This window comes from Paenibacillus sp. (genome assembly GCF_031177825.1).
Classification (GTDB): domain Bacteria; phylum Bacillota; class Bacilli; order Paenibacillales; family YIM-B00363; genus Paenibacillus_AE.
Window position 1 is genome coordinate 48,899 of sequence record NZ_JAPSKE010000011.1, and the last position, 20,762, is coordinate 69,660.

Annotated in this window: 20 protein-coding genes; 7 read left to right on the forward strand and 13 right to left on the reverse strand. The window is 63.1% G+C overall.

Annotated features, from left to right (window positions below; all coding sequences use genetic code 11):
- Window positions 1-46 precede the first annotated feature (46 nt).
- The 3 genes from RIN49_RS14565 to RIN49_RS14575 form a co-directional block, all read right to left on the reverse strand.
- Window positions 47-1,132, reverse strand: a complete 1,086-nt coding sequence (locus RIN49_RS14565) for a Gfo/Idh/MocA family protein (RefSeq protein WP_309120895.1) — start codon at window positions 1,130-1,132, stop codon at window positions 47-49.
- A gap of 119 nt (window positions 1,133-1,251) precedes the next feature.
- Entirely contained in the window at window positions 1,252-2,076 is an 825-nt protein-coding gene (locus RIN49_RS14570) for a 1,4-dihydroxy-6-naphtoate synthase (RefSeq protein WP_309120991.1), read from the reverse strand.
- Between the two features lie 5 nt (window positions 2,077-2,081).
- The gene (locus tag RIN49_RS14575; protein WP_309120896.1) at window positions 2,082-2,753 is read right to left on the reverse strand and encodes a futalosine hydrolase; all 672 of its coding nucleotides are present in this window, start codon (window positions 2,751-2,753) and stop codon (window positions 2,082-2,084) included.
- A gap of 376 nt (window positions 2,754-3,129) precedes the next feature.
- Here RIN49_RS14575 and RIN49_RS14580 point away from each other — a divergent pair, with 376 nt between their 5' ends.
- Together RIN49_RS14580 and RIN49_RS14585 are read left to right on the forward strand one after the other, a co-directional pair.
- Entirely contained in the window at window positions 3,130-3,483 is a 354-nt protein-coding gene (locus RIN49_RS14580) for a PadR family transcriptional regulator (RefSeq protein WP_309120897.1), read from the forward strand.
- A 13-nt stretch (window positions 3,484-3,496) separates the two neighbouring features.
- Window positions 3,497-4,510 (forward strand): permease prefix domain 1-containing protein, encoded by a 1,014-nt coding sequence (locus tag RIN49_RS14585; RefSeq protein ID WP_309120898.1) that lies wholly within the window; start codon window positions 3,497-3,499, stop codon window positions 4,508-4,510.
- A 17-nt stretch (window positions 4,511-4,527) separates the two neighbouring features.
- On the opposite strand, the gene RIN49_RS14590 is transcribed toward RIN49_RS14585, so the two are convergent.
- Window positions 4,528-5,406, reverse strand: coding sequence for a helix-turn-helix domain-containing protein (locus tag RIN49_RS14590; protein WP_309120992.1), 879 nt, complete (start codon window positions 5,404-5,406; stop codon window positions 4,528-4,530).
- Window positions 5,407-5,550: 144 nt separating this feature from the next.
- Between RIN49_RS14590 and RIN49_RS14595 the strand changes: the two genes are divergently transcribed.
- A complete protein-coding gene (locus tag RIN49_RS14595) occupies window positions 5,551-6,333 on the forward strand; it encodes a phytanoyl-CoA dioxygenase family protein (RefSeq protein WP_309120899.1) in 783 nt (260 codons plus the stop codon).
- Window positions 6,334-6,391: 58 nt separating this feature from the next.
- Here RIN49_RS14595 and RIN49_RS14600 read toward each other — a convergent pair whose 3' ends face one another.
- The 7 genes from RIN49_RS14600 to RIN49_RS14630 all read right to left on the reverse strand — a co-directional run bounded on the left by RIN49_RS14600 (window position 6,392) and on the right by RIN49_RS14630 (window position 15,602).
- On the reverse strand, window positions 6,392-8,227 hold the full coding sequence (locus tag RIN49_RS14600) for a PAS domain S-box protein (protein WP_309120900.1): 1,836 nt from the start codon (window positions 8,225-8,227) through the stop codon (window positions 6,392-6,394).
- Between the two features lie 149 nt (window positions 8,228-8,376).
- A complete protein-coding gene (locus tag RIN49_RS14605) occupies window positions 8,377-8,637 on the reverse strand; it encodes an HPr family phosphocarrier protein (protein WP_309120901.1) in 261 nt (86 codons plus the stop codon).
- Window positions 8,634-10,367, reverse strand: a complete 1,734-nt coding sequence (gene ptsP / locus RIN49_RS14610; RefSeq protein ID WP_309120902.1) for a phosphoenolpyruvate--protein phosphotransferase — start codon at window positions 10,365-10,367, stop codon at window positions 8,634-8,636. Before ptsP ends, RIN49_RS14605 begins: the two co-directional genes overlap by 4 nt.
- Window positions 10,364-11,566 (reverse strand): mannitol-1-phosphate 5-dehydrogenase, encoded by a 1,203-nt coding sequence (locus RIN49_RS14615; RefSeq protein ID WP_309120903.1) that lies wholly within the window; start codon window positions 11,564-11,566, stop codon window positions 10,364-10,366. The genes ptsP and RIN49_RS14615 overlap by 4 nt, the downstream gene beginning before the upstream one ends.
- Window positions 11,563-12,000 (reverse strand): PTS mannitol transporter subunit IIA, encoded by a 438-nt coding sequence (locus tag RIN49_RS14620; protein WP_309120904.1) that lies wholly within the window; start codon window positions 11,998-12,000, stop codon window positions 11,563-11,565. The genes RIN49_RS14615 and RIN49_RS14620 overlap by 4 nt, the downstream gene beginning before the upstream one ends.
- 2 nt (window positions 12,001-12,002) lie before the next feature.
- Window positions 12,003-14,081 carry a BglG family transcription antiterminator gene (locus tag RIN49_RS14625; RefSeq protein WP_309120905.1) on the reverse strand — a complete coding sequence of 693 codons (2,079 nt, stop codon included), beginning with the start codon at window positions 14,079-14,081 and terminating at the stop codon, window positions 12,003-12,005.
- Window positions 14,082-14,168: 87 nt separating this feature from the next.
- Window positions 14,169-15,602, reverse strand: a complete 1,434-nt coding sequence (locus RIN49_RS14630; protein ID WP_309120906.1) for a PTS mannitol transporter subunit IIBC — start codon at window positions 15,600-15,602, stop codon at window positions 14,169-14,171.
- Window positions 15,603-15,890: 288 nt separating this feature from the next.
- Between RIN49_RS14630 and RIN49_RS14635 the strand changes: the two genes are divergently transcribed.
- Window positions 15,891-16,298: a hypothetical protein gene (locus RIN49_RS14635; protein WP_309120907.1), complete on the forward strand. Its 408-nt coding sequence runs from the start codon at window positions 15,891-15,893 to the stop codon at window positions 16,296-16,298.
- Between the two features lie 55 nt (window positions 16,299-16,353).
- Here RIN49_RS14635 and RIN49_RS14640 read toward each other — a convergent pair whose 3' ends face one another.
- Complete coding sequence (locus tag RIN49_RS14640; protein ID WP_309120908.1) at window positions 16,354-17,112, reverse strand: FadR/GntR family transcriptional regulator; 759 nt, start codon at window positions 17,110-17,112, stop codon at window positions 16,354-16,356.
- A 126-nt stretch (window positions 17,113-17,238) separates the two neighbouring features.
- On the opposite strand from RIN49_RS14640, the gene RIN49_RS14645 reads away from it, so the two are divergent.
- From RIN49_RS14645 to RIN49_RS14655, 3 genes are all read left to right on the forward strand, one after another.
- Entirely contained in the window at window positions 17,239-18,654 is a 1,416-nt protein-coding gene (locus RIN49_RS14645) for an FAD-linked oxidase C-terminal domain-containing protein (protein ID WP_309120909.1), read from the forward strand.
- Between the two features lie 64 nt (window positions 18,655-18,718).
- Complete coding sequence (locus RIN49_RS14650) at window positions 18,719-20,020, forward strand: (Fe-S)-binding protein (protein WP_309120993.1); 1,302 nt, start codon at window positions 18,719-18,721, stop codon at window positions 20,018-20,020.
- 143 nt (window positions 20,021-20,163) lie between these two features.
- Window positions 20,164-20,388 (forward strand): YwbE family protein, encoded by a 225-nt coding sequence (locus tag RIN49_RS14655; RefSeq protein ID WP_309120910.1) that lies wholly within the window; start codon window positions 20,164-20,166, stop codon window positions 20,386-20,388.
- On the opposite strand, the gene RIN49_RS14660 is transcribed toward RIN49_RS14655, so the two are convergent.
- A complete protein-coding gene (locus RIN49_RS14660) occupies window positions 20,379-20,711 on the reverse strand; it encodes a hypothetical protein (RefSeq protein ID WP_309120911.1) in 333 nt (110 codons plus the stop codon). The two genes, RIN49_RS14655 and RIN49_RS14660, sit on opposite strands and share 10 nt — an antisense overlap.
- Between the last annotated feature and the right edge of the window lie 51 nt (window positions 20,712-20,762).

Genomic DNA, 20,762 nt, shown 5'->3' on the forward strand with positions numbered 1-20,762 from the left:
AAAAGAGGGGCTGTTGCGCAGATCGCAACAGCCCCTCTTTTCTTTTCTAGAACTCCGGTATGAACACTTCGACCTCGCGTTTCGCCTTCGCGGAGCGCAGGATGCCGTCGATGACCGCCTGATTGCGGACGATCTGTTCGCCGGGGATCGGCGCCGGGCGTCCGTCGCGCACCGCTTCGACGAAGTCGCGCACCTTCTCGTGGAACAAGTTTTTCTTATGCTCGACCGTCGGGATCGGGCTCTCCGTGTGGTGGCCGGCAATGTCGTGGAACATCGTGATCGAACCGACGCTGCCGTCCCAGACGCCGCTCCACGGACCTTTGCCGGCCGGCGTCACCTTCAGCCCGGCGTCCGTGCCGAGAAACATCGTCGCGCCGAGCGTGTCCATGTGCATCGCCCACGAAATTTTGAAGTTCATGACGAGGCCGTTGTCGAATCGGACGAGCGCCGCGCCGAAATCCTCGACCTGGAACCGGTCGGCTTCCGGGTGATATTTTCGATTCGTGCCGAAATGATTCGACGTATACGCCGACACCGTCACCGGCTTCGGGTTCCCGAGCGTGTTCATCGCCATGTCGAGCGAATAGCAGCCGATATCCGCGATCGCGCCGGCGCCGGCCAAGTCCTCGCGAATGAACGTGCCGCCCGGCATGCCCCGGCGTCTGCCGCCGCCCGTCTCCACGTAATACACGTCGCCGAGCTGTCCCGATTGCACCAAGTCCTTCAGCAGCGCCATATTCGGGTCATATCGCGGCTGGAAGCCGACGTTCAGCATGTTGCCGGTTTTCTTCGCCGTCTGCACCATCTCGACCGCTTGCTCGAGCGTTACGGACATCGGCTTCTCCAACATGACCTGCTTGCCGGCATTTAGCGCATCGATCGTCGTCTGATAGTGCGCCACGTTCGGCGTACAAATGCTGACGCCGTCGAGGTCGAGCTCGAGCAGCTTCCGGTGGTCGTCGTACGCCGCCGCGAAGCCGAGCTCCCACCTCGCGATGAATTGCTCCGCGCGGCCCGGCACGACGTCCGCGACCGCGACGATGTCGACGTAATCCAATTCTTTGTAAGCTTTCACGTGCGCGCCGGCGATGCCGCCGCTGCCGATGATGCCGATCTTGATTCGTTTGTCCATTCCGGATCTCCCGCCTTTATTCGAAAATATCCCCTGCTCGGCTACACTGTATCACAGCCAAGCCGCGGGTACATTCGACGATTGCGACATGGATGCTATAATTTCGCGACAGGTATTGCTTATCGAAGCGCTGCCAGATCGAACGCGGGAACGAGCCCTTCCTTCGCGGCGCGGCCGAGCAGCGAATCGACCGCGGCGAACCCTTCTTCGCCGAGATTCGCGGTGAAGTCGTTGACGTATAAGTCGATATGCGACTTCGCGACGTCCGGATCCATCTCTTGCGCATGCTCCGCGACGTAAGCGCGGGACGCTTCCGGATGCGCCCAGGCGTATTCGACGGACGCGCGCGCCCAGCCGGCGATCGCGTCGCGATCGAGGGAGCGTCGGGCGACGATGGCGCCGAGCGGAATCGGAAGGCCCGTGTCCGCTTCCCACCATTCGCCGAGGTCCGCCAGCTTGGTCAAGCCGTAGGACGGGTAGGTGAAGCGGGCTTCGTGAATGACGAGGCCGGCGTCGATGCTCCCGTCCCGCACGGCCGGCATGATTTCGTGGAACGGCATCACGACGATGTCGAGCGCGCCCTTCGCGTGCTGCGCCGCCCAAAGGCGGAACAGGAGGTACGCGGTCGAGCGCTCGCTCGGCACGGCGATCCGCTTGCCCGCAAGCGTCGCGGGGTCTTCGCTCTGCCGGCTGAGCACCAGCGGGCCGTTGCCCCGGCCGAGCGCGCCGCCGCACGGCACGAGGGCGTAATCCTTCAGCACCCACGGCAAGGCGGCGTAAGAAATCTTCATGACGTCGAGTCCGTTCGGCCCGGCGGCCAGATGGTTCGTTACGTCGATATCCGCGTACATGACGTCGAGCGGCGGCGCTCCGGGAATGAGGCCGTGCACCCAAGCGTGAAAGACGAACGTGTCGTTGGGACATGGGGAAAAGGCGATCTTCATCGCGTTCATCGGTTTCGTAACACCTCCGGAAATAGAGCGAACGCGGCTTCGAGCGCCGCGAGCGCGTCGCCGATCCGCCAAGCCGCGCGGTCCCGCGGACCGACGGCGTTGGAGATCGCGCGAATTTCGAGCGCCGGCACGCCGGCTTTGTAAGCCGCGGCGGCGACGCCGGCGCCTTCCATCGCTTCGGCGGCGACGCCGGGAATGCGCGCCGCGAGCGCGGCCGCGGTGACCGCGGTGCCGGTCGTCGTCGACACGGTCGCGATCGGTCCGACCGCCGCGGCGCGGCCGGCTTCCCGCAGCGCTTCGGCCCAGCGCGCCGCGAGCTTGGCTTCGACCGCGAACCGCGCGGAGCCGAAGCCGAGCGCTTCCACGTCGCGGAAGCCCTCCGGCGTCTCGGCGCCGAGGTCCGCGGCATGGATCGCGTCGGCGACGACGAGCTCGCCGACGCCGGCGCGGCCGGCGAAGCCGCCGCCGATGCCGGCGCTGATCGCCAGCGCGTAGCCGCCTTCGGCCAGCGCGAACGCCGCGCCCGCCGCGGCGAACGCCGGCCCGACGCCGGCCGCGGCGACGACGAAGCGCGGATCGTCGCCGATGCCGCGGAGCACCGCGTCCCGCTCGGCGTCGACGGCCGTAACGATCAGGATCCGGCCCTGCGAGGCGGTAGGTTCGTTCATGCGGCTGACAACTCCTTTGGCTTCGTTCGAGGTAGACACATTATGTAACTAACTATATCGAACCGGTCGTACGAAGACAAACTTCCCCGCGGATGCGGACGGCGCCGCCTTGCATTTTCTATACGAATGCCAGCTGCTCCATGTATCCTCGGGGATCCCGGCGGAGGAGTCTCTCTTCGCTCTTCTTTCTAATCTGTGCGTTGGAAAGGGCAACGCCCGCACCCGAGGGGAAGAAATCAAGTTTGAAAGGAAGCACAGGGGAGGCGCAAGCGCGAAGATACATCATAAATAATCGAATATCAATGTGAATTAATAAATAATAGTCACTTTACAATAGTGTGTGTCATACAGTATATTAAAACCAGGAGCTGATGAAATGAGCGAAAAGGATACGCAGGACCTCGTAAACGGGTTCGTGCAAGAACTGCGGAGAGGAACGATCATCCTCGGGGTGCTCAGCCAGTTGAAGAAGGCGCAGTACGGATACTCGTTGGTCGGCGTGCTCGAGGAGAAGGGGATTCAGATCGACCCGGGCACGTTGTACCCGTTGCTTCGCAGGCTGGAGAAGCAGGGACTGCTCGAAAGCCAATGGGACACGAACGAGGCGCGCCCCCGCAAATATTATTTGCTCAGCGAGACGGGCAAGCGGGTGTACGAGGAATTATGCGCGGAATGGTCGCGGATGGCGGAAGGCATACAGGCGTTAGTCGAGCCGAATCAGAAATCGTAGGGAGGATGCTTATATGGAAATCATCGATCGTTATGCGTACGCGGTGACGCAGCGGCTGCCGGAACGGCAGCGGAAGGATATCGACAAGGAGCTGCGAGGATTGATCGAAGACATGCTCGAAGAGCGCGTCGCGAGCGGAAGGACGCAGCGAGACGAGCGCGCGGCGGTGGAAGAGGTGCTGACGGAGCTGGGCGACCCGGCCGCGCTTGCGGAGAAGTATCGAGGGCGTCCGCGATACGTGATCGCGCCGGAGCTGACGGATGCCTATATCGCCGTGCTGAAGGTCGTCGGCGCGTCGATCGGGATCGCGCTCATGGTCGTCTTCGCGATCCGGTCCGCGATCGATCCGATGAACATGCTGGAGTACTTCGTCGATGCGATCGTGTCGATCTTCACCTTCGCGATTCCGCATGGCTTCGGATGGGTGACGGCGATCTTCATCGCATGGAGCTTCGTCGGAGCGGACGGGAAGTCGTTGGAGCTGCACGCGCATAAGGAACCTTGGACGCCGCGGCAGTTGCCCGAAGTGCCCGACGCGAAACGGCGCATCCCGAAGAGCGATCCGATCGCGGGCATCGCGTTCACGGTGTTCTTTACGGCGCTGGTCGTGTTTTTCCCGAACGTCTTCGGGGTCGTGATCCCGTCCGACGGAGGAGGGAGAACGATCGTCCCGTTTTTCTCGGAGGCGGGCATTCGGCCTTACGCTTGGGGCTTTCTCGCCATCGCCGCGGCCACGGTGCTGCTCAGCGCTTGGAAGCTGCGGCTGCGCCGCTGGACGCCGCCGCTCGCTTGGACGTACATCGCGCTCCAAGCGCTCTCCGCCGTCTTCGTCGTCTTCGCGTTCACGGACGGCTCGGTATACAATCCAAACTTCGTCGACGAGCTCGTGCAAGCAGGCTTCTTCCCGATCGACGGGGACGGTTTCCGGCTCTGGAGTCGATATGCGACGAAGTGGATCGCTCCGGTCGTCGCGTTGTTCCTGCTGCTGGACATCGGCCAGACGTTGTACAGGACTTATCGAAACTAACGAAAAGCCGGAAGACGTTACAACCGGTCCCCGCCCCGCTCCTCCCGGTAGCGCCCGGGCGGGAGGCCGGTCTTTCGGGCGAAGGCGCGCGTGAACGAATGAACGGTGCCGAAGCCGGTCCGCTCGGCGATGTCCTTGATCGCTTGGTCGGTATGCGCCAATAAGTATTCGGCTTGGCGAATGCGTTCCTCCCGCACGTACCCGTTGAACGACTCGTGGATGCCGCCGGCGAAGATGCGCGAGACGTGCCGCTCGGACACGTTCAAATATTCCGCGACGCGCGCGAGCGTCAGCGGCGCGTCGAGGTTGTCGCGGACGAACAGCTTCGCCCGCCGGAGCAAGTGTTCCGTCGAGTGGGTGCGCCGGACGTCGTTCGGCGGTCGGCGCGGAGAGAAGACGTCCGCGAACGAACGAAGCAGCGCATGCGCGACGCCGGAAGCCGAGGCGCCGGACAGCCGCAGATGCGGTTCCGGCGGCAGCGACAGCGCCCGCCAGAGCGACACCGTCGGCGCGCCGCCCGCGTCGTGCAGGCACACCTCCGCGTCCAAGGCGAGCCTTCGGAATCGTTCGACCTCTTCCGCGGACGAACGGCTTTCGTCGACGTCGAAAGAGACGAACGACAGCGATAAGCCGGAAGCGCTCCGGATTTGATGAACGACGCCGGGCCGAGAGCAAAACAACGTCCCTTGGCGCAGCCGGTATACCCGCTCTTCCCCTTCGAATTCGCAGTATTCCCCGACGCCGTCCCATACGTAACAGATCTCGAAGAAGGAATGTTTATGCACCGGGTTGTCGTAATGATTCGGGTTGTTCCCCCAGAAGTGCACCCGGAACGAGACGTCCGCCCCCGGCAGCGTCAATGCCGTTCGGTTCAACAGCTCTTCGCTTTCTCGCATGCGTTCCACCGCGAATCCCCCTCTGATGTCCGAATCGGGTAAAAACCTGTCTCCCCCGAACAAATACGATTCCATGGTACTCGAAATATAATAAAGTCACAAATCGCAATGATTTATTACACTTACACGAAGGGGACGCGAACGATGATCGGAGCGAAGGAAGCGGAGTTTTATCGAGAGAACGGGTATCTGCTGGTAAAAGGAGTCATCCCGAAGGCGGACATCGAGGTCATGCGGGAAGGCGTGGAGCGCATCATCCAGCGCGCGGCGAAGGCGAAGAAGGATGCGAATCATGCGTGGCAAGGCGATTACTTGCCGGCCGACGAACTGAAGAAGCTGGTGCTCAAAGGGTTCCATGACGTGCATTATCACGACGCGTCGTTCATGCGCGCGATGACGCATCCGAATATGGCGGCGGTGCTGACGCAGTTGATCGGACCGAACGTGCAGGTCCATCACTCCAAGATGCTGGTGAAGCCGCCGGAGAACGGCGCCGCCTTCCCGATGCATCAGGATCACCCGTACTTCCCGCACGCGAATCATACGATGCTGGCGGCGAGCCTACATCTGGACGACGCCGACGAGGCGAACGGGTGCCTGCACGTCATCCCGGGCTCGCATAAGCAAGGCCCGATTCCGCATGTCGGTCGGCATTACTTGAATCATGTCGAGTACCCGATTTCGATGGGGACGCCTTGCCCGGCGGAAGCGGGGGACGTCCTGTTCTTCAACTACTTGACGATTCACGGCTCGGGTCCGAACCGGAGCGAGCGCACGCGCCGTAACGTGCTGTTTCAATATAAGGACCCGTCGGACTTCCCGACGGAGATCACGCATATCGATTGGGGCGCAGGTCTCATGATCGCGGGCGAGAACCCGCACTTCGACAAGGTGGCTCCGAAATTTACGGTGAAGCCGGAGCAATAAGGTTTTCCCGAGGGAAAAGGGCGAGTCGCAGCCGAACGGCTGACGACTCGCCCTTTTTTTAGGATTCGGTTGCGATCGGCAGGAAGATGTCTACGGTCGTTCCGGCGCCCGGCGCGCTCGTAAACCGGATCGACCCGCGATGCGCCTCGACGATCCGGTGGCAAATCATAAGCCCGAGCCCCGTGCCGTCCGACTTCGTCGTGAAGAACGGATCGCCGATACGATCGATCAGCTCCTTCGGCATGCCGGGTCCCTCGTCGCGGATGCGGACGAGCAGCTCGTCGTCGACGGCTTCCATCTTCAAGTGAATCGCGCCGCCGTCCGGCATGGCGTCGATCGCGTTCTTCAGCACGTTGAGGAACACCTGCTTCATGCGATGCTCGTCGCAGCGTACCGGCGGCAGGCCGCCGCGATGGTCCCAGTGCACGGTAATGTTGTGCAGGAGCGCTTCGCTCTCGATCACGAGCAGGACGGCGCGAAGCGTATCGGCGAGGTCGTGATTGCGGTACGCGACGAGCTGCGGCTTCGACAAGCTCATGAAATCGTTGACGATATAGGTCATGCGATCGAGCTCGCTAAGCATCGTCTCGATGTAATAGAAGCGGGCGGGATCCAGTTCCCGGCGGAGCAGCTGCGTGAATCCGCGGAGCGACGTCAACGGGTTGCGAATTTCATGCGCGACGCCGGCCGCCAACTGCCCGATGACGGACAGCTTCTCGGAGCGGATCAAGAGCTCTTCGGCTTCCTTGCGTTCGGTGAGGTCCCGCATGACGCTGAGGGTGACCGACTTTCCGTTATAGTGATCGATCCGAATGCTCGAAATTTCGACCGAGATGACGCTTCCGTCGCAGCAGATGATTTGGCGCTCTTGGAAGGGCGTAGCATCGTAAGTCTGCATGACGTCGCGCACGACTTGAGCGGAGTTCTGGTGATGATCGGAATGAATGAAGTCGAAGATGCTCTTGCCGATAATTTCGTCTTTGCTCGAGGCGCGGACGAGCTTCGCCGTCGACTTATTGCAGTATATAATGGCGCCGCGGTCGGTGATCACGATCGGCTCGGGCAAAAACTTCAACAGCCGTTCGAACCGTTGGGAATGGTCGAGCAGTTCCTTCTCGCGGGCGATGCGCTCCGTCACGTCGCGAAGCACCGTCTGCACGTAACGTCCACCGAAGCGGTCGTCCGTATTTTCGATCACGACGCTGGACACTTCCGCATCGAACGTTTCGCCGTCGAGCCGGATAAACTTATGCACGGTGAAATCGAGCCTCGCGCCGATGCGGTCTTGCGCCTCGGACAGGCGCCGCTTCCCCGCTTCATGGAAATCCTTATGTATGAAATCATAGATGTTTCGTCCGATGAGCTCGGACGCGCTGAAGGCGCGGAACATGCGGACCGTCGCGTCGTTCGCGTAATACACGATTTCGTCGGCGTGCAGCACGATCGCCTCCGGCGAATATTGCACGACGTTCAGCAAGAGCTGCTCGTTGCGGCGCAGCGATTGCTCGTATCCGATTTCGGCGGTCATGTCTTTGCAAATCATTAACACGGACGGTTCGCCATCATACAAAATAGGGAAAGATTTCGTCTGTACGGTGACGCGATAGCCGTCAAGGCGAAGCCAATGTCCGATGACGGGCTCGCCGGACGGCTCGAGCTGGGAAGGAATGCCCGGCGCTTCCGGAGTGCGGTATTCCGGCGGAACGAAGTCGAGGATCGACCGGCCGATCAGCTGCCCGGAAGAGCGGGCGCCGACGACGGCCGCGGCGGCCGGATTCGCGTAGACGATGCAAAGCCCGGTATACACCGTTACGGGATCCGGCAGTTGTTCGAGGAGAAATCTATGTTGTTCAAGCGAAAATAGAGGAGTTGTAGTAAACGGCGGGTTCGGCAAATGACTCAGCCTCTCTTGTCTCTATCGAATCTAAACGTTTTCGCATCCGTAATAATATCATAAATTTATTAGATTTTGGCAAAAAAAATTAGACTGACCGGACAATTGTCTCGGAACAGTCTAACTTTACAAAATGTTACATGTTACATCTACTCGTGGATTTGTCCGAAGAGCGGTCCTAACGCTTCCATAGCTTCTTGTTCCCGCTCGCCGTCGATTTCAAGCGTCACCTCGTCGCCTTGGGCGATGCCGAGCGTGAGCATGCTGAGCGAGCTCTTGCCGTTCACTTTTTTGCCTTTGTTGATCACGTTGATCTTGCAAGGGAAGGCGCTCGCCTTCTCGACGAACGTCTTCGTCGGACGGACGTGGAACCCTTGAGGGTTCGCGACGGTGAATGTTTGACGGATCATACGGTCACGCTCCTTCGTTGTTGTTGGACGAATTGCTTCACTTCCGCATGGCCGCTCATGCGAAGCGCCTGTTCCGCGTGCGCCTTCCACTCCTCGCGGGAGAGAGAGGCGATCTGTCTCCGCGCCGGCAGGACGGAGCCCGCGCTCATGCTGAATTCATCCAGCCCGAGGCCCAGCAAAAGCGGGATCGCCGTCTCGTCCCCGGCCATCTCGCCGCACATGCCGACCCACTTGCCCGCTCGTTCCGCCGCCTGAATGACCATCTGCACGAGCCGCAAGATCGACGGGTGGCACGGCTGGTACAGGTAGGACACCGTCTCGTTCATGCGGTCGGCGGCCATCGTATATTGAATGAGGTCGTTCGTGCCGATGCTGAAGAAATCGACGTCCTTCGCGAACGTATCCGCGGCGATGGCGGCGGCCGGAATTTCGATCATGATGCCGGTTTCGATTCGGTCCGCGACCTTCGCGCCTTCCGCCTTCAGCTTCTCTCGCTCTTCGTCCAGCAGCCGCTTCGCGGCGAGCCATTCCTCCCGCACCGCGACCATCGGGAACATGATTTTCAAGTTGCCGTGCGCGCTGGCTCGGAGCAAGGCGCGGAGCTGCGGGCGGAACACGTCCTCGCGACGCAGCGCGAATCGGAGCGCCCGCTCGCCGAGGAACGGGTTCGATTCCTTCGGGAGGCCGAGATACGGCAGCTCCTTGTCGCCGCCGATGTCGATCGTGCGGATGACGACCGGTTTGCCGTTCATCTTTTCCAAGACATGCTTATAGGTTTGGTATTGTTCTTCTTCGGTCGGGAGAGAGGAACGTCCCATATATAAGAATTCCGTTCGGAATAGGCCGATCGCTTCGGCGCCGTTGTCCAGCACCTTCTCCAAATCCTTCACGCTGCCGATGTTCGCGGCCAGCTCGACGCGATGGCCGTCCTTCGAGACGGTCGGACGGTCCTTCAGCAGCGCGAGCTCCGCTTTGTTCTTGTCGTACGCCGCCTTCTTCGCTTCGTATTCGGCGAGCCGCTCGGGAGACGGGTCGACGTGAACGCGGCCTTCGACGGCGTCGAGAATGACGGTCGTACCGGGCCGTATGACCAGCACCGCTTCGCCCGCGCCGACGACGGCCGGAATTTCGAGCGACCGCGCCATGATGGCCGAGTGGGACGTGCGGCTGCCGATTTCCGTCACGAAGCCCTGCACGTAGGCGAGATCGAGCTGCGCCGTATCCGACGGCGTCAGGTCGCGGGCGACGACGATGCACGGCTCGGCGATCGAGCTAAGGCTGGCGTGCGGCACGCCGCGCAGATGGCTCATGACGCGGCCGGAGACGTCTTTGACGTCGACCGCCCGCCCGCGGAGCAGCTCGTTGTCCATGGCGAGCAGCATGTCGACGAAGCCTTGCGCCGTCTCGTAGAGCGCATATTCGGCGGTGACGCCGTCGGACGTCAGCTTCTCGCGGATGCCGTCGATCAGGTCCGGATCTTCGAGCAGGAGGAGATGGCCTTCGAAAATTTCCGCCTTGTCCGCGCCGATGCGCGCGGCCGCATCGTTCTTGATCGTCTCGAGCTCCGCGCGGGCTTTCGCGATCGCGGCGTCGAGCCGGGCTTCCTCCGCGGCGGGATTCGCCGCGCTGGCGAGCTCGGGCACGAACGATTCGGCCTTGGCCACGTACGCCTTCGCGATGACGATGCCGGGGGAGGCGGCGATGCCGGGAATCGGTTGTTTCGTCGTCATGATCGGATCGCTCCTTTCGGGTCGTCGGTTCGGGAAGCCTCGGCGGCGAGGTCTTCGTACGCCGCGGCCGCTTGTTTATGGATCGGATGGTCCTCCGGCAGACCGGTCGCCTTCGTCAACACGGCATGCACGCCGTCGCGCCGCAGCGCCTGCTGCAGCTCCGCCGACTCCGGATCGTCCGGGACGTCGAAGCGGAGGGCGGCGCCCATCGCCTTGGCGAGATGCGGCACCGGGATGCCGAGCTCGTGCGCGAGCGTCGCCGGCCGCACGAGGCGATCGTTCGGCGACAGCTTGCGAATCGGCGAGCGGCCGACCCGCGCGACCTCATCGGTCAGATGCGGGTTGGCGAACCGTTCGACGGTCGTCTCGAGGTAGCGCCGGTGCTCCGCTTCGGGGAAGCCGTAGTTGCGGACGAGCATCGCGCCGGTCTCTTCAAGAATGCTGACGACTTCGGCGCGCACCGCGTCGTCCGCCATCGCCGACTGGATCGTCTCGTGACCGCGCAGGTAGCCGTGGTAGGCGGCGCAGCAATGGCCGGTGTTGACCGTGAACAGCTTCCGCTCGATGTACGGCTGCAGCCGGTCGACGTAATGGACGCCTTCGATCGGCGGGAGGCCGCCCGGCAGCATGGCGGAGCGGTCGACGATCCATTCGGCGAACGGCTCGACGGTGACGCGCAGCGGATCGTCATGCTTCTGCAGCGGCACGATCCGGTCGACCGCGGCGTCCGGGAACGCGACGCTGCGGTTGGCCGCGTCGCGCGCCTCCGCGGGCAGGCGGGCGTAGACGTGTTCCTTGAGCTGCGTGCTGCCGCCGATCGCGTTCTCGCAGGCGATCACGTGCAGCGGGGCGGGGGAGCCGCCGGCCGCCGCGGCGAGGCGGCGTTCGATGCCCCGAGCGATTCCGCCCGCGATGAACTTCAACGCGTTCACGCCGACCGCCGTCGTGACGAGATCCGCGCCGGCGATGCGTTCCGCCACGAGATCGACGCGCTTCCCGTCGACCGCGTCGACGTTCCGCACGACGACGGCTTCGCCCCGTCCGTCCGCGAATTCGACCTCGTATCGCTTGCGCTCCTGCAGCGCCGCGACGAGCGCTTCGTTGACGTCGACGAAGACGACGTCGTAGCCGGCTTGCGACAGCATGAGGCCGATGAAGCCGCGCCCGATGTTGCCCGCGCCGAAATGAACGGCGATCATTCGTCCATCCCGCTTTCGAAGATGGCGATCAGCCGCTCTTCCGAGTCGGCGGTTAGAATGCTATCGAAGCTGTCTTCGTCGGAGCAAATCATGGCGACGTTCGTCAGAATGTCGAGATGGTCGTCGCCGACGGCGGCGATGCCGACGACGAGCTTCGCGACTTGCCCGTCGCCGAAGGAGACGCCGTCCGGGAAGACGAGGATCGACATGCCGGTGGATTTCACGAGCGGCTTCGCCTCGTTGGTGCCGTGCGGGATGGCGAGGCCGCCGCCCATGTACGTCGAGGAGAGGGCGTCGCGCTCGATCATCTTCTCGATATATTCCTCCGGCACGTGCCCCGCGTCGACGAGCAGTCGGCCGGCCATGCGGATCGCCTCGTTTTTGTCCGCGGCTTTCGCGCCCAGCTTCACTTTGTTCGTAGATAGGATGGTCATCGTCACTCGCTCCATTCGATATTGTTCTTTATATAAGCTTCTAGTTGATACGATAGGTATTGCTTGATGCACGCTTCGTCATCGGTTTGCAGCGCGTCGATGAAGTCTTCTTGCAGCAGCATCGCGCTGATTTCGCTCAGCAGCTCGAGCTCGCGCTTCGGAAGGCGTTTCGGCGCGAGCATGAGCAGGAAGCGGGAGACGGGGCGGTCCGCGCCCGTCTCAATCTTCTCGTCGAGGCGGAACAGCGCGAGCGTCGGCGCCTCGATCGCGTCGCTGCGCGTATGGAATAAGGCCAAATCGGTGTCCGGGATCAGCACGGAGCCTTGGCGCTCGCGTTCGAGCAGCCGGTCGGTCACCGCTTTCGCGACGTCCGCCGAGGCGGTCCGCCCGCACGCTTCGAGCAGCAGCTCGCGGATGCCGCGGCCGAACGTCGCCAGCCGGCCGACGACGAACGAGTCGAGCAGCCGGACCGCGCCGTCGGCGTATTGCTTCAGCGCGCGGAGCCGCTCGAGCGCGTCTTCGTTCGGGACCGAGGCTCCCGCCGGCGGCCCGGCTCCCGTCGGCGCGGCGCCTTGCGCCCGCTTGCGTTCGGCCGCGCCGCGAAGGAAGCGCCGCAGCCGATCCGTCTCCTCCTCGTTCAACAGAGGAGACAGCTTAATGTACTGCTCGGGCGGCAGCGGCAGGTCGACGGTCGACACGATCAGGTCGTAACGGTCCTTCGGGCTGTGCGCCGCTTCGTACCACGAGACGTTGCCGACGACGTTCAGCTGCGGGAATTCCTTCGCGAGTCGGACGGCCAGCATCTTCGAGGAGCCGATGCCGCTCGTGCACACGAGCAGGGCGCGTACGGCGTCCGGCAGCTGCTTGGCCCGCTCGAGCGCCGCGCCGAAATGCATCGCGAGAAACCCGATCTCCTCGTCCGGCACCGTAAGCCCGGGCTCCCGTTGCCGCAGCGTTTCCTTCGCGGCTTCCTTGACGCTCAGGAAGAGCGTCTCGTAATCTTTCTTAATTTGCTGCAGCAGCGGGTTGCGGATCGAGCCGCCTTCGCGGAGCCGCGCGATGGCCGGCTCCAGATGCTGCAGCAGCCCCTCTCGGAGCTGCCGGTCGCCGGCGAGCGACGCGTGCATCCGGCGCTCCACGGCGGCGATGAGCGCGCTCGTCGTCTCGAGCAGCCGCGGATCCGCTCCCGCGACGCCGACGCCGTCGTCGTCCGTCTCGTCCTCCGTCAGCACGCCGGCGACGTAGGCGATCTCCTCGGGAGGCAGGTCGAGCCCGAGCTCCCGGCCGAGCGCGCCCGCGAGCGCGGCCGCCGCGTCCGGCGGCGGGGCGGCGCCCCCGGACGCGCCGATCCGATGGCCGGCGCCGAAGCGGGCGAGCGCGACGGACAGCCGCACGAGCTTGCGGGTGTACGCCGTCTCGGAGAGCTCCTTCGCTCCCGCCGCTTCGTTCGCCCACAGCGCACGTTCCAGCCGGAAGAAGTGCGGCTTGCCGATCGACTCGAGCAGCTTCGCGGTGACGGGGTGGAGCGGGCGACCGTCCGTTTCCGGCCGGCCGAACAGATCGGAGTCGTCCAGCGTCTCCCAGGCGAGACGCCGGATCGCGCTGCGTTTTCCGGCTTCGTCGCCTTCCAGCTGCACCCCGTACCCGCGCCTTCGGACGAGCGTCAATCCGTCCCGCGCCGCCCATCGCTCGACCTCGTCCAGATCGCTCGTCACGGTCGGCGTCGTCACTTGCAGCTCGTGGGCGAGCGCGAACAGCTTCACCGGTTCGTCCGCCTCGAGCAGCGCGCAGAGCAGCAGCGTCCGGCGATCCGTCGCCGACAGCTCGTCGGATTCCGCGTGGCGGAGAATCCGCTCGAGCGCTTCGAGCCGCCCCGGGTCGGCGTCGAGCCGGATGCCGGCGCCCGCCTTCTTCTGCAGGCCGACGCCGACGTCCGCGAGCAGCGATTCTACGTCCGCGAGCTCCCGGTGCACGGTGCGCGCGCTGACGTCGGCCGCCTTGGCCAGCTCGCCGGCGGATAGATCGCCCGGCGCGCGGAGCAGCGCCTCGACGATTTTCTTTTGACGTTGAGACACCTTCATCGCGCCCGCCCCCCTCGTCGCTACAATGGACGCAACGCCGACGACAATACAGCGTCGTCAGCGTTACGGTTTATCCGGCATTTTCGATTATTGGAGCCGCTTGACGAGCTCGTCGTATTCCGGACTCTTCAGGAAGTCGTCGATCGAAATATGTTCCGCGTTCGGCGCCTTCAGCCGCGCGCGGTCCGTAAGCGTCTTGTGCGTGATGACGATGTCCGCGTCCTGCGGAATATCGTTGATCGCCGTATTCGTGACGGTCAGCGGCAAGCCCGCCGCCTTCACCTTCTTGCGCAGGATGGAGGCGCCCATCGCGCTCGAACCCATACCCGCGTCGCAGGAGAAGACGATTTTGTTCACTTCGCCTTTCGCCTTCTGCGGCCCTCTGGCCGTCGTAGCCGTTGCCGATACGGAGCCGTTCGTACCGGCGCTCTTCATCTCTTTCATTTTCGATTGAGCTTGCTCCAGATCGTCATCCGCTGGTTTGCCCGTCTTCAGCAGCAGCGCCGAGACGGCGAAGGAAGCGGCGGCGGACGTAACGACGCCGGTCAGCACCGGCAGCAGGCCGCCTCTAGGCGACATCGCGGCGAGGGCGAAGATGCTGCCCGGCGACGGCGTCGCCACGAGACCCGCGCCCGTCAGGAGGAACGTGAACGTGCCGACGATGCCGCCCGCGATCGCGCCGAGGATGAGACGCGGGTTCATCAAGATGTACGGGAAGTAAATTTCGTGAATCCCGCCGAGGAAGTGAATGATCGTCGCGCCCGGCGCCGATTGCTTCGCCATGCCGCGGCCGACGAGCCAGTACGCGAGCAGGATGCCGAGACCGGGGCCCGGATTCGCTTCCAGCAGGAAGATGATCGACTTGCCGGCGGTGGACGCTTGATCGAGCGCGATCGGGCTCAGCACCCCGTGGTTGATCGCGTTGTTCAGGAACAGCACCTTGCCGGGCTCGATCAGAACGTTCGCGAGCGGAAGCAGGCCGGTGTCGACGAGCGCTTGGACGCCCTCCGCGAGCGCTTGACTGATCGCTTGCACGACCGGGCCGATGCCGACGTACGCGAGAATCGCGAGCGCCCCGCCGATGATGCCGGACGAGAAGTTGTTGACTAACATCTCGAAGCCCGCTTTGACCTTGCCTTCGATCGATTTGTCGAATCGCTTCAGCACCCAAGCCGAGAGCGGGCCGACGATCATCGCGCCGAGGAACATCGGAATGTCCGCTCCGACGACGACGCCCATCGTCGCCACGGCGCCGATGACGCCGCCGCGCGTGCCGTGAATCATCGTGCCGCCCGTGTATCCGATCAGGACCGGGAGCAGGTACGTGATCATCGGGCCGACGAGCGCGCCGAGATATTCGTTCGGAATCCATCCGGTCGGGATGAATAAAGCCGTAATCAATCCCCATGCGATAAATGCGCCGATATTCGGCATGACCATGCCGCTTAGGAATCGGCCGAACTTCTGGACGGCGACGCGAGCCCCGCCGTTCGCCGCCCCGTCTTGCGTCGTTGCGTTCATGGGTCTATCCTCCTCGTTTACCAACTGTATTGGGTTAGTATGTTTCAAGTTCCGATAATCAAATCGTAAGGGAAAGCGGTATCACCTTCAACGGAAGGAAAATGAGGTCGCGTCATCATTGCCGATGACATCATTTTTCGGGAGTCGGCGAAGAGGGAGGAAGTCGGCGACAGGGGTGCGCGATGCGAGCCTGTTCTGAAACCTATTTATCGGCCGCACCCAACCCGTCTACGAGGAAGTGCATAGATTTATGATGGTAGGGTCTATTTGATTAGGGAGGGGAATTTCATGAGCGATATATCCATTCGAGACTGTCCGGCGCCCGTGAATATGACGTTGATTCAACGGTTGAAACCGCTTGTCGGCCGGACCGTGACGTTGTACCAGCCGGGCATGCCGCAATTGACGAAGACGAGGGGAGTTCTCAGAGACGTCACGTTAACTTCTTTCAAAGTAGGGGCGACGAAGGTATTTTACAAAACCTCGTTCATCGTCGAGCTCCATTCGCCGGCGAAGCGGGTTCGGCCGCGGGAGTTGACGGCTACCGCCGAAGGCATGGGAAGGTTTAGCGGCAAGCTCATCCGCGTCGGAAGAGATTTCGTCGAGTTCGTGCGCATCCCCGGAAGGCGCGTCCCGTCTCTGTTTCCTTTAAATTTGTTCACGGAAGTCATCTGCGAGCCGGAGGACGAGGAATAACGACGAGCGACGGTTGAGCGGAGATGCGGTTCCGCTCAACCGTTTTTTTTCGACGTTACGTCGGTTCGTTCAGCACCTGCTCGACCTTGGCGAGATGCGCCTCCATCCGGCGGAGGGCTTCGGCGGCATCGCCGCTCTTCACCGCTTCGAAGATGGAACGGTGCTCCCGCGCGAGCCGCTCGGCCGACGTCTTCTCGGCGTACAGCCACAGCGCGCGGGTGTCCTTCATGCTGTCGTGCAGCCGCTCCGTGATGGAGCGCATCATGTCGACCAGCATCGGGTTATGCGTCGCTTCGGCGATGCCGAGATGGAACCGGACGTCCGCCTGTTCGCCGAGCGCGCCGTCGTCGTCGAGACCGCGTTCCATGTCCGCGAGCAGCGACTCCAGCGCCGCGACGTCGGACGCGGTTCGATTCGAGGCGGCGAGCGCCGCGCAGCCGGTCTCGAGCACGCGGCGCACCTCGAGGATGCGCCGCAGCGTCGCCGCGCGGTTGTGCCACGCGTCGGGCTCGCGCGCGGCAGGATGGCGCGGCGCCTCCGAAGCGAGCGCGTACGTGCCGCCGCCTTGCCGGATCGACACGCGGCCCATCGCCTTCAAGGCGCTCATCGCTTCGCGCACGGTGGAGCGGCCGACGCCGTACCGGCGGCACAGCTCGTCCACCGACGGCAGCTTCGCGCCCGGGGCGAACGTGCCGTCTTCGAGCTGCCGCTCCAGATCGGCTCGCACCCAGTCCGAGCTCTTGAGCGGGCGGGCGGGGGCGGTAGGGGAGGCCGAGTCTTGCGTTTCGTTCGGACCGCGAGGTGGCGGCGCCATGGGGGACCCCTCTTTTCTATAGAAAATTAACGATATTCATTTCATCCATTTTATTGTATGCTAGAATCAACCAAAAGTCATCAGATGACCTGACGACTTACTCGAAAAACGGAGGGATCCGAAGCCGTGATTTCGGAACAAGCCAAACAAGAATTAGCCGCCGCGTTAGGGCCGGATTATGTGAAGGACGACCCGCAGACGCTCGTGACCCATTCGTACGACGGGACGCCGATGCTGCAGTCGCTGCCCGACGCCGTCGTCTATCCGGAAAATACCGAACAAGTATCGCAGACGCTGAAGGTGCTTCATAAATACCGGATCCCGCTCGTCTCCCGCGGGTCGGGCACGAACTTGTGCGGCGGCACGGTGCCGGTCCAAGGCGGCGTCGTCATGGTCATGCACCGGATGAACCGCATTCTGGAGGTCGATCTCGAAAATTTGACCGCCACCGTACAGCCGGGCCTCAACACGAAACAGTTCATCGCGCACGTGGAAGAACTGGGCCTCTTCTACCCGCCGGACCCGAGCTCGATGGCCGTCTCCACGATCGGCGGCAACATCGCCGAATGCTCCGGGGGCCTCAGAGGCCTCAAATACGGCACGACGAAGGATTACGTCATCGGGTTGGAGGCGGTGCTCGCGAACGGCGACATCCTCCGGACGGGCGGGAAGCTAATGAAGGACGTGGCCGGCTACGACCTTACGAAGCTGCTCGTCGGCTCCGAGGGAACGCTCGCCGTCATAACGGAGGCGACGCTGAAGCTGATCCCGCCGCCGAAATTCAAGAAGACGATGATCGCCATGTACAAGGATCTGCACGGCGCCGCGCGCACGGTGTCCAAGATTATCGAGGCGCGCATCATTCCGGCGACGCTGGAGATTATGGACAACCCGACGATTCGGGTCGTCGACGACTTCGCGAAGCTCGGGCTGCCGCGCGACATGGAGGCGATCCTGCTCATCGAGCAGGACGGCGACCCGGCGGCGGTCGAACGCGACATCGAGCGGATCGAAGCGATCTGCCGCGGCGAAGCGGCCGACCGCGTCGAGGTGGCGGCGACGCCGGAGGAGGCGCTGAAGCTGATGACGGCGCGGCGCAGCGCGTTCACGGCGCTGGCGCGCCTCCGGCCGACGACGATTCTCGAGGACGCGACGGTGCCGCGGTCGAAGATCGCCGAGATGGTGCTCGAGATCAATCGCATCGCCGCGAAGCACAACGTCCAGATCGCTACCTTCGGCCACGCCGGGGACGGCAACCTGCACCCGACGGCGACGACCGACGCGAGGGACCAAGACGAGGTGCATCGGGTGGAGGCGGCGTTCGAGGAAATTTTCGAAGCGGCGATTCGGCTCGGCGGCACGATCACGGGCGAGCACGGGGTCGGTCTCGTGAAAGCGCCGTTCCTCGAATGGAAGGTCGGCGCGGCCGGGATGGAGATGATGCGCGGCATCAAACAGGCATTCGACCCGCATAACCTTCTGAATCCGGGGAAAATGTTCGCCAAAGCGACCCGCAAGAGGGTGGTGATCGACCGTGGCTAACCAAATTCAAGTGCGCACGGGCCTCGGCGAGCTCGCCCGGCAGCCGACCCCGGCGCAGGAGGCGATGGCGGCGACGCTCAAGCTGAAGCTCGATTACGACCAGCTGACGAACTGCATGCGCTGCGGTTTCTGTCTGCCGGCTTGTCCGACGTTCCGGGAGACCGGCGTGGAGGCGGAGTCGCCGCGCGGCCGCATCGCCTTGATGAAGGCGGTCGCCGACGGCATTCTAAAGCCCGATCAGGCGTTCGAGGACCAGATGAACCATTGCCTCGCATGCCGGGCGTGCGAGCCGGCATGCCCCGCCGACGTGAAATACGGGCAGTTGATCGAACAGGCGCGGGACGCGGTCGAGGATCACACGGAGAGCCATCGCTGGTGGATTCGCGCCGTTCGCAAGACCGCCTTCAAGGGCGTCTTCCCGCATCAGAGCCGCATGCGCTTGCTCGGCAAGGCGCTGAAGCTGTACCAAGGGACCCGCCTGCGACAGTGGACGCGGCAATCCGGCGTCATGAAGCTGTTCCCGGAGCATCTGCAGCAGATGGAGCGCATCCTGCCGGATGCATCCGAGGACGGCGTCGTCGCGCGCATCGGCGCCGAGCACAAGGCGAAGGGCGGCGCCGCGGTCGCCAAGGTCGGCCTGTTCCGCGGCTGCATCATGGACGTCCTGTTCACGGAGACGAACGTCAACACGGTGAAGCTTCTGGGCGAAGCGGGCTTCGACGTCGTCATTCCCGACGTTCAGAACTGCTGCGGCGCGCTGCACGCGCACAGCGGCGAAGCCGACGACGCGCGGGAGCTCGCGCGCCGCAACATCCGCGCCTTCCAGGGCGCGGGCGTCGACTATATCGCGACGAACGCCGGAGGCTGCGGCGCGCTGCTCGTCGAATACGATCACTTGCTCCAGGACGATCCGGAATGGAAGCAGGCGGCCGCTTGGTTCGCCGAGCGCGTCGTCGACGTCTCCGAGCTACTCGTCCGCAAAGGGCGGCCGCTCGCCTTCGAGTCGAAGGAGCCCGCCCGTTTCACCTATCAGGACTCGTGCCATCTGCGGAACGTCATGAAGTCGTCCGGCGCGCCGAGGACGTTGATGAACCGCGTCGCCGGGGCGGAGTTTTGCGAGATGAAGGAAGCGGACCGGTGCTGCGGCTCGGCAGGCATCTACAACGTAACGCAGCCGGAGATGTCGGGGCGAATCCTGGAACACAAGATGGAGCACGCGGAAGCGACGAAGGCGGAGTACATCTTGACGAGCAATCCCGGCTGCCTGCTGCAGATGAAGCTCGGTATCGAGAAGCACGGCGATCCGGGTCGGATGGCGGCCGTCCACGTCGTGGACTTCCTATACGAGCGCTTGAAGAAAGACTGATCCGCCGAGGGCGAGGATGAACTTTTATTAGAATCATGGCGGAGTTCGCCGCAGCGGAAAGAACGAAGTCCCTTCCGTCGTCAAATAGACGGGAGGGACTTCGCGCATGCTAGAGCTATGACGGAACAAGGGGATGAACGACGATGAACGGTAGCGGACGACAGCGGAGCGCGATTCGACCGGGGCTCGAGGTGGACATCGTGTTGAAGCAGGATCAGCGGACGGGCAAGACGACGAGAGGCGTCGTGAAAGACATCTTGACGAAATCGGCGGATCATCCGCATGGGATTAAGGTGCGCTTGCAGGACGGACAGGTCGGGCGCGTGAAGACGATCCTGGGAGGGGGCGCCGGCGGAGATCAGGCGTAGTTGATCTCGCCGATCTCTCTCCGGACGTAAGTGCGGAAGGAGGCGCTGGCGGTCGAGACGGCGCGGAACAGCTCCGTCAATCGATCGTTCAGAACGCTGACCAGAAACCTCGCCCTCATGTTGTGATCGTCCTTCTTCAGGTGATTCACGACGCGAATCGGCTGCAATTCTTCGTCTGTCTTCAGGCACATGCAGGCGAATTGGATGCCTTGGTAATAGAACGTAATGACAAGCTGTCGCTGCGTCGGCAAATATTGCAGCGCGACGTCTTCCAACGGGGCGTCGCCGAACGAAATCGAACGCACATATGGAGTGGCAGGCACGTAAAATCCCTTCTTTCGTCGTTGAGTTGGATGATTTTAGTACTACTATTA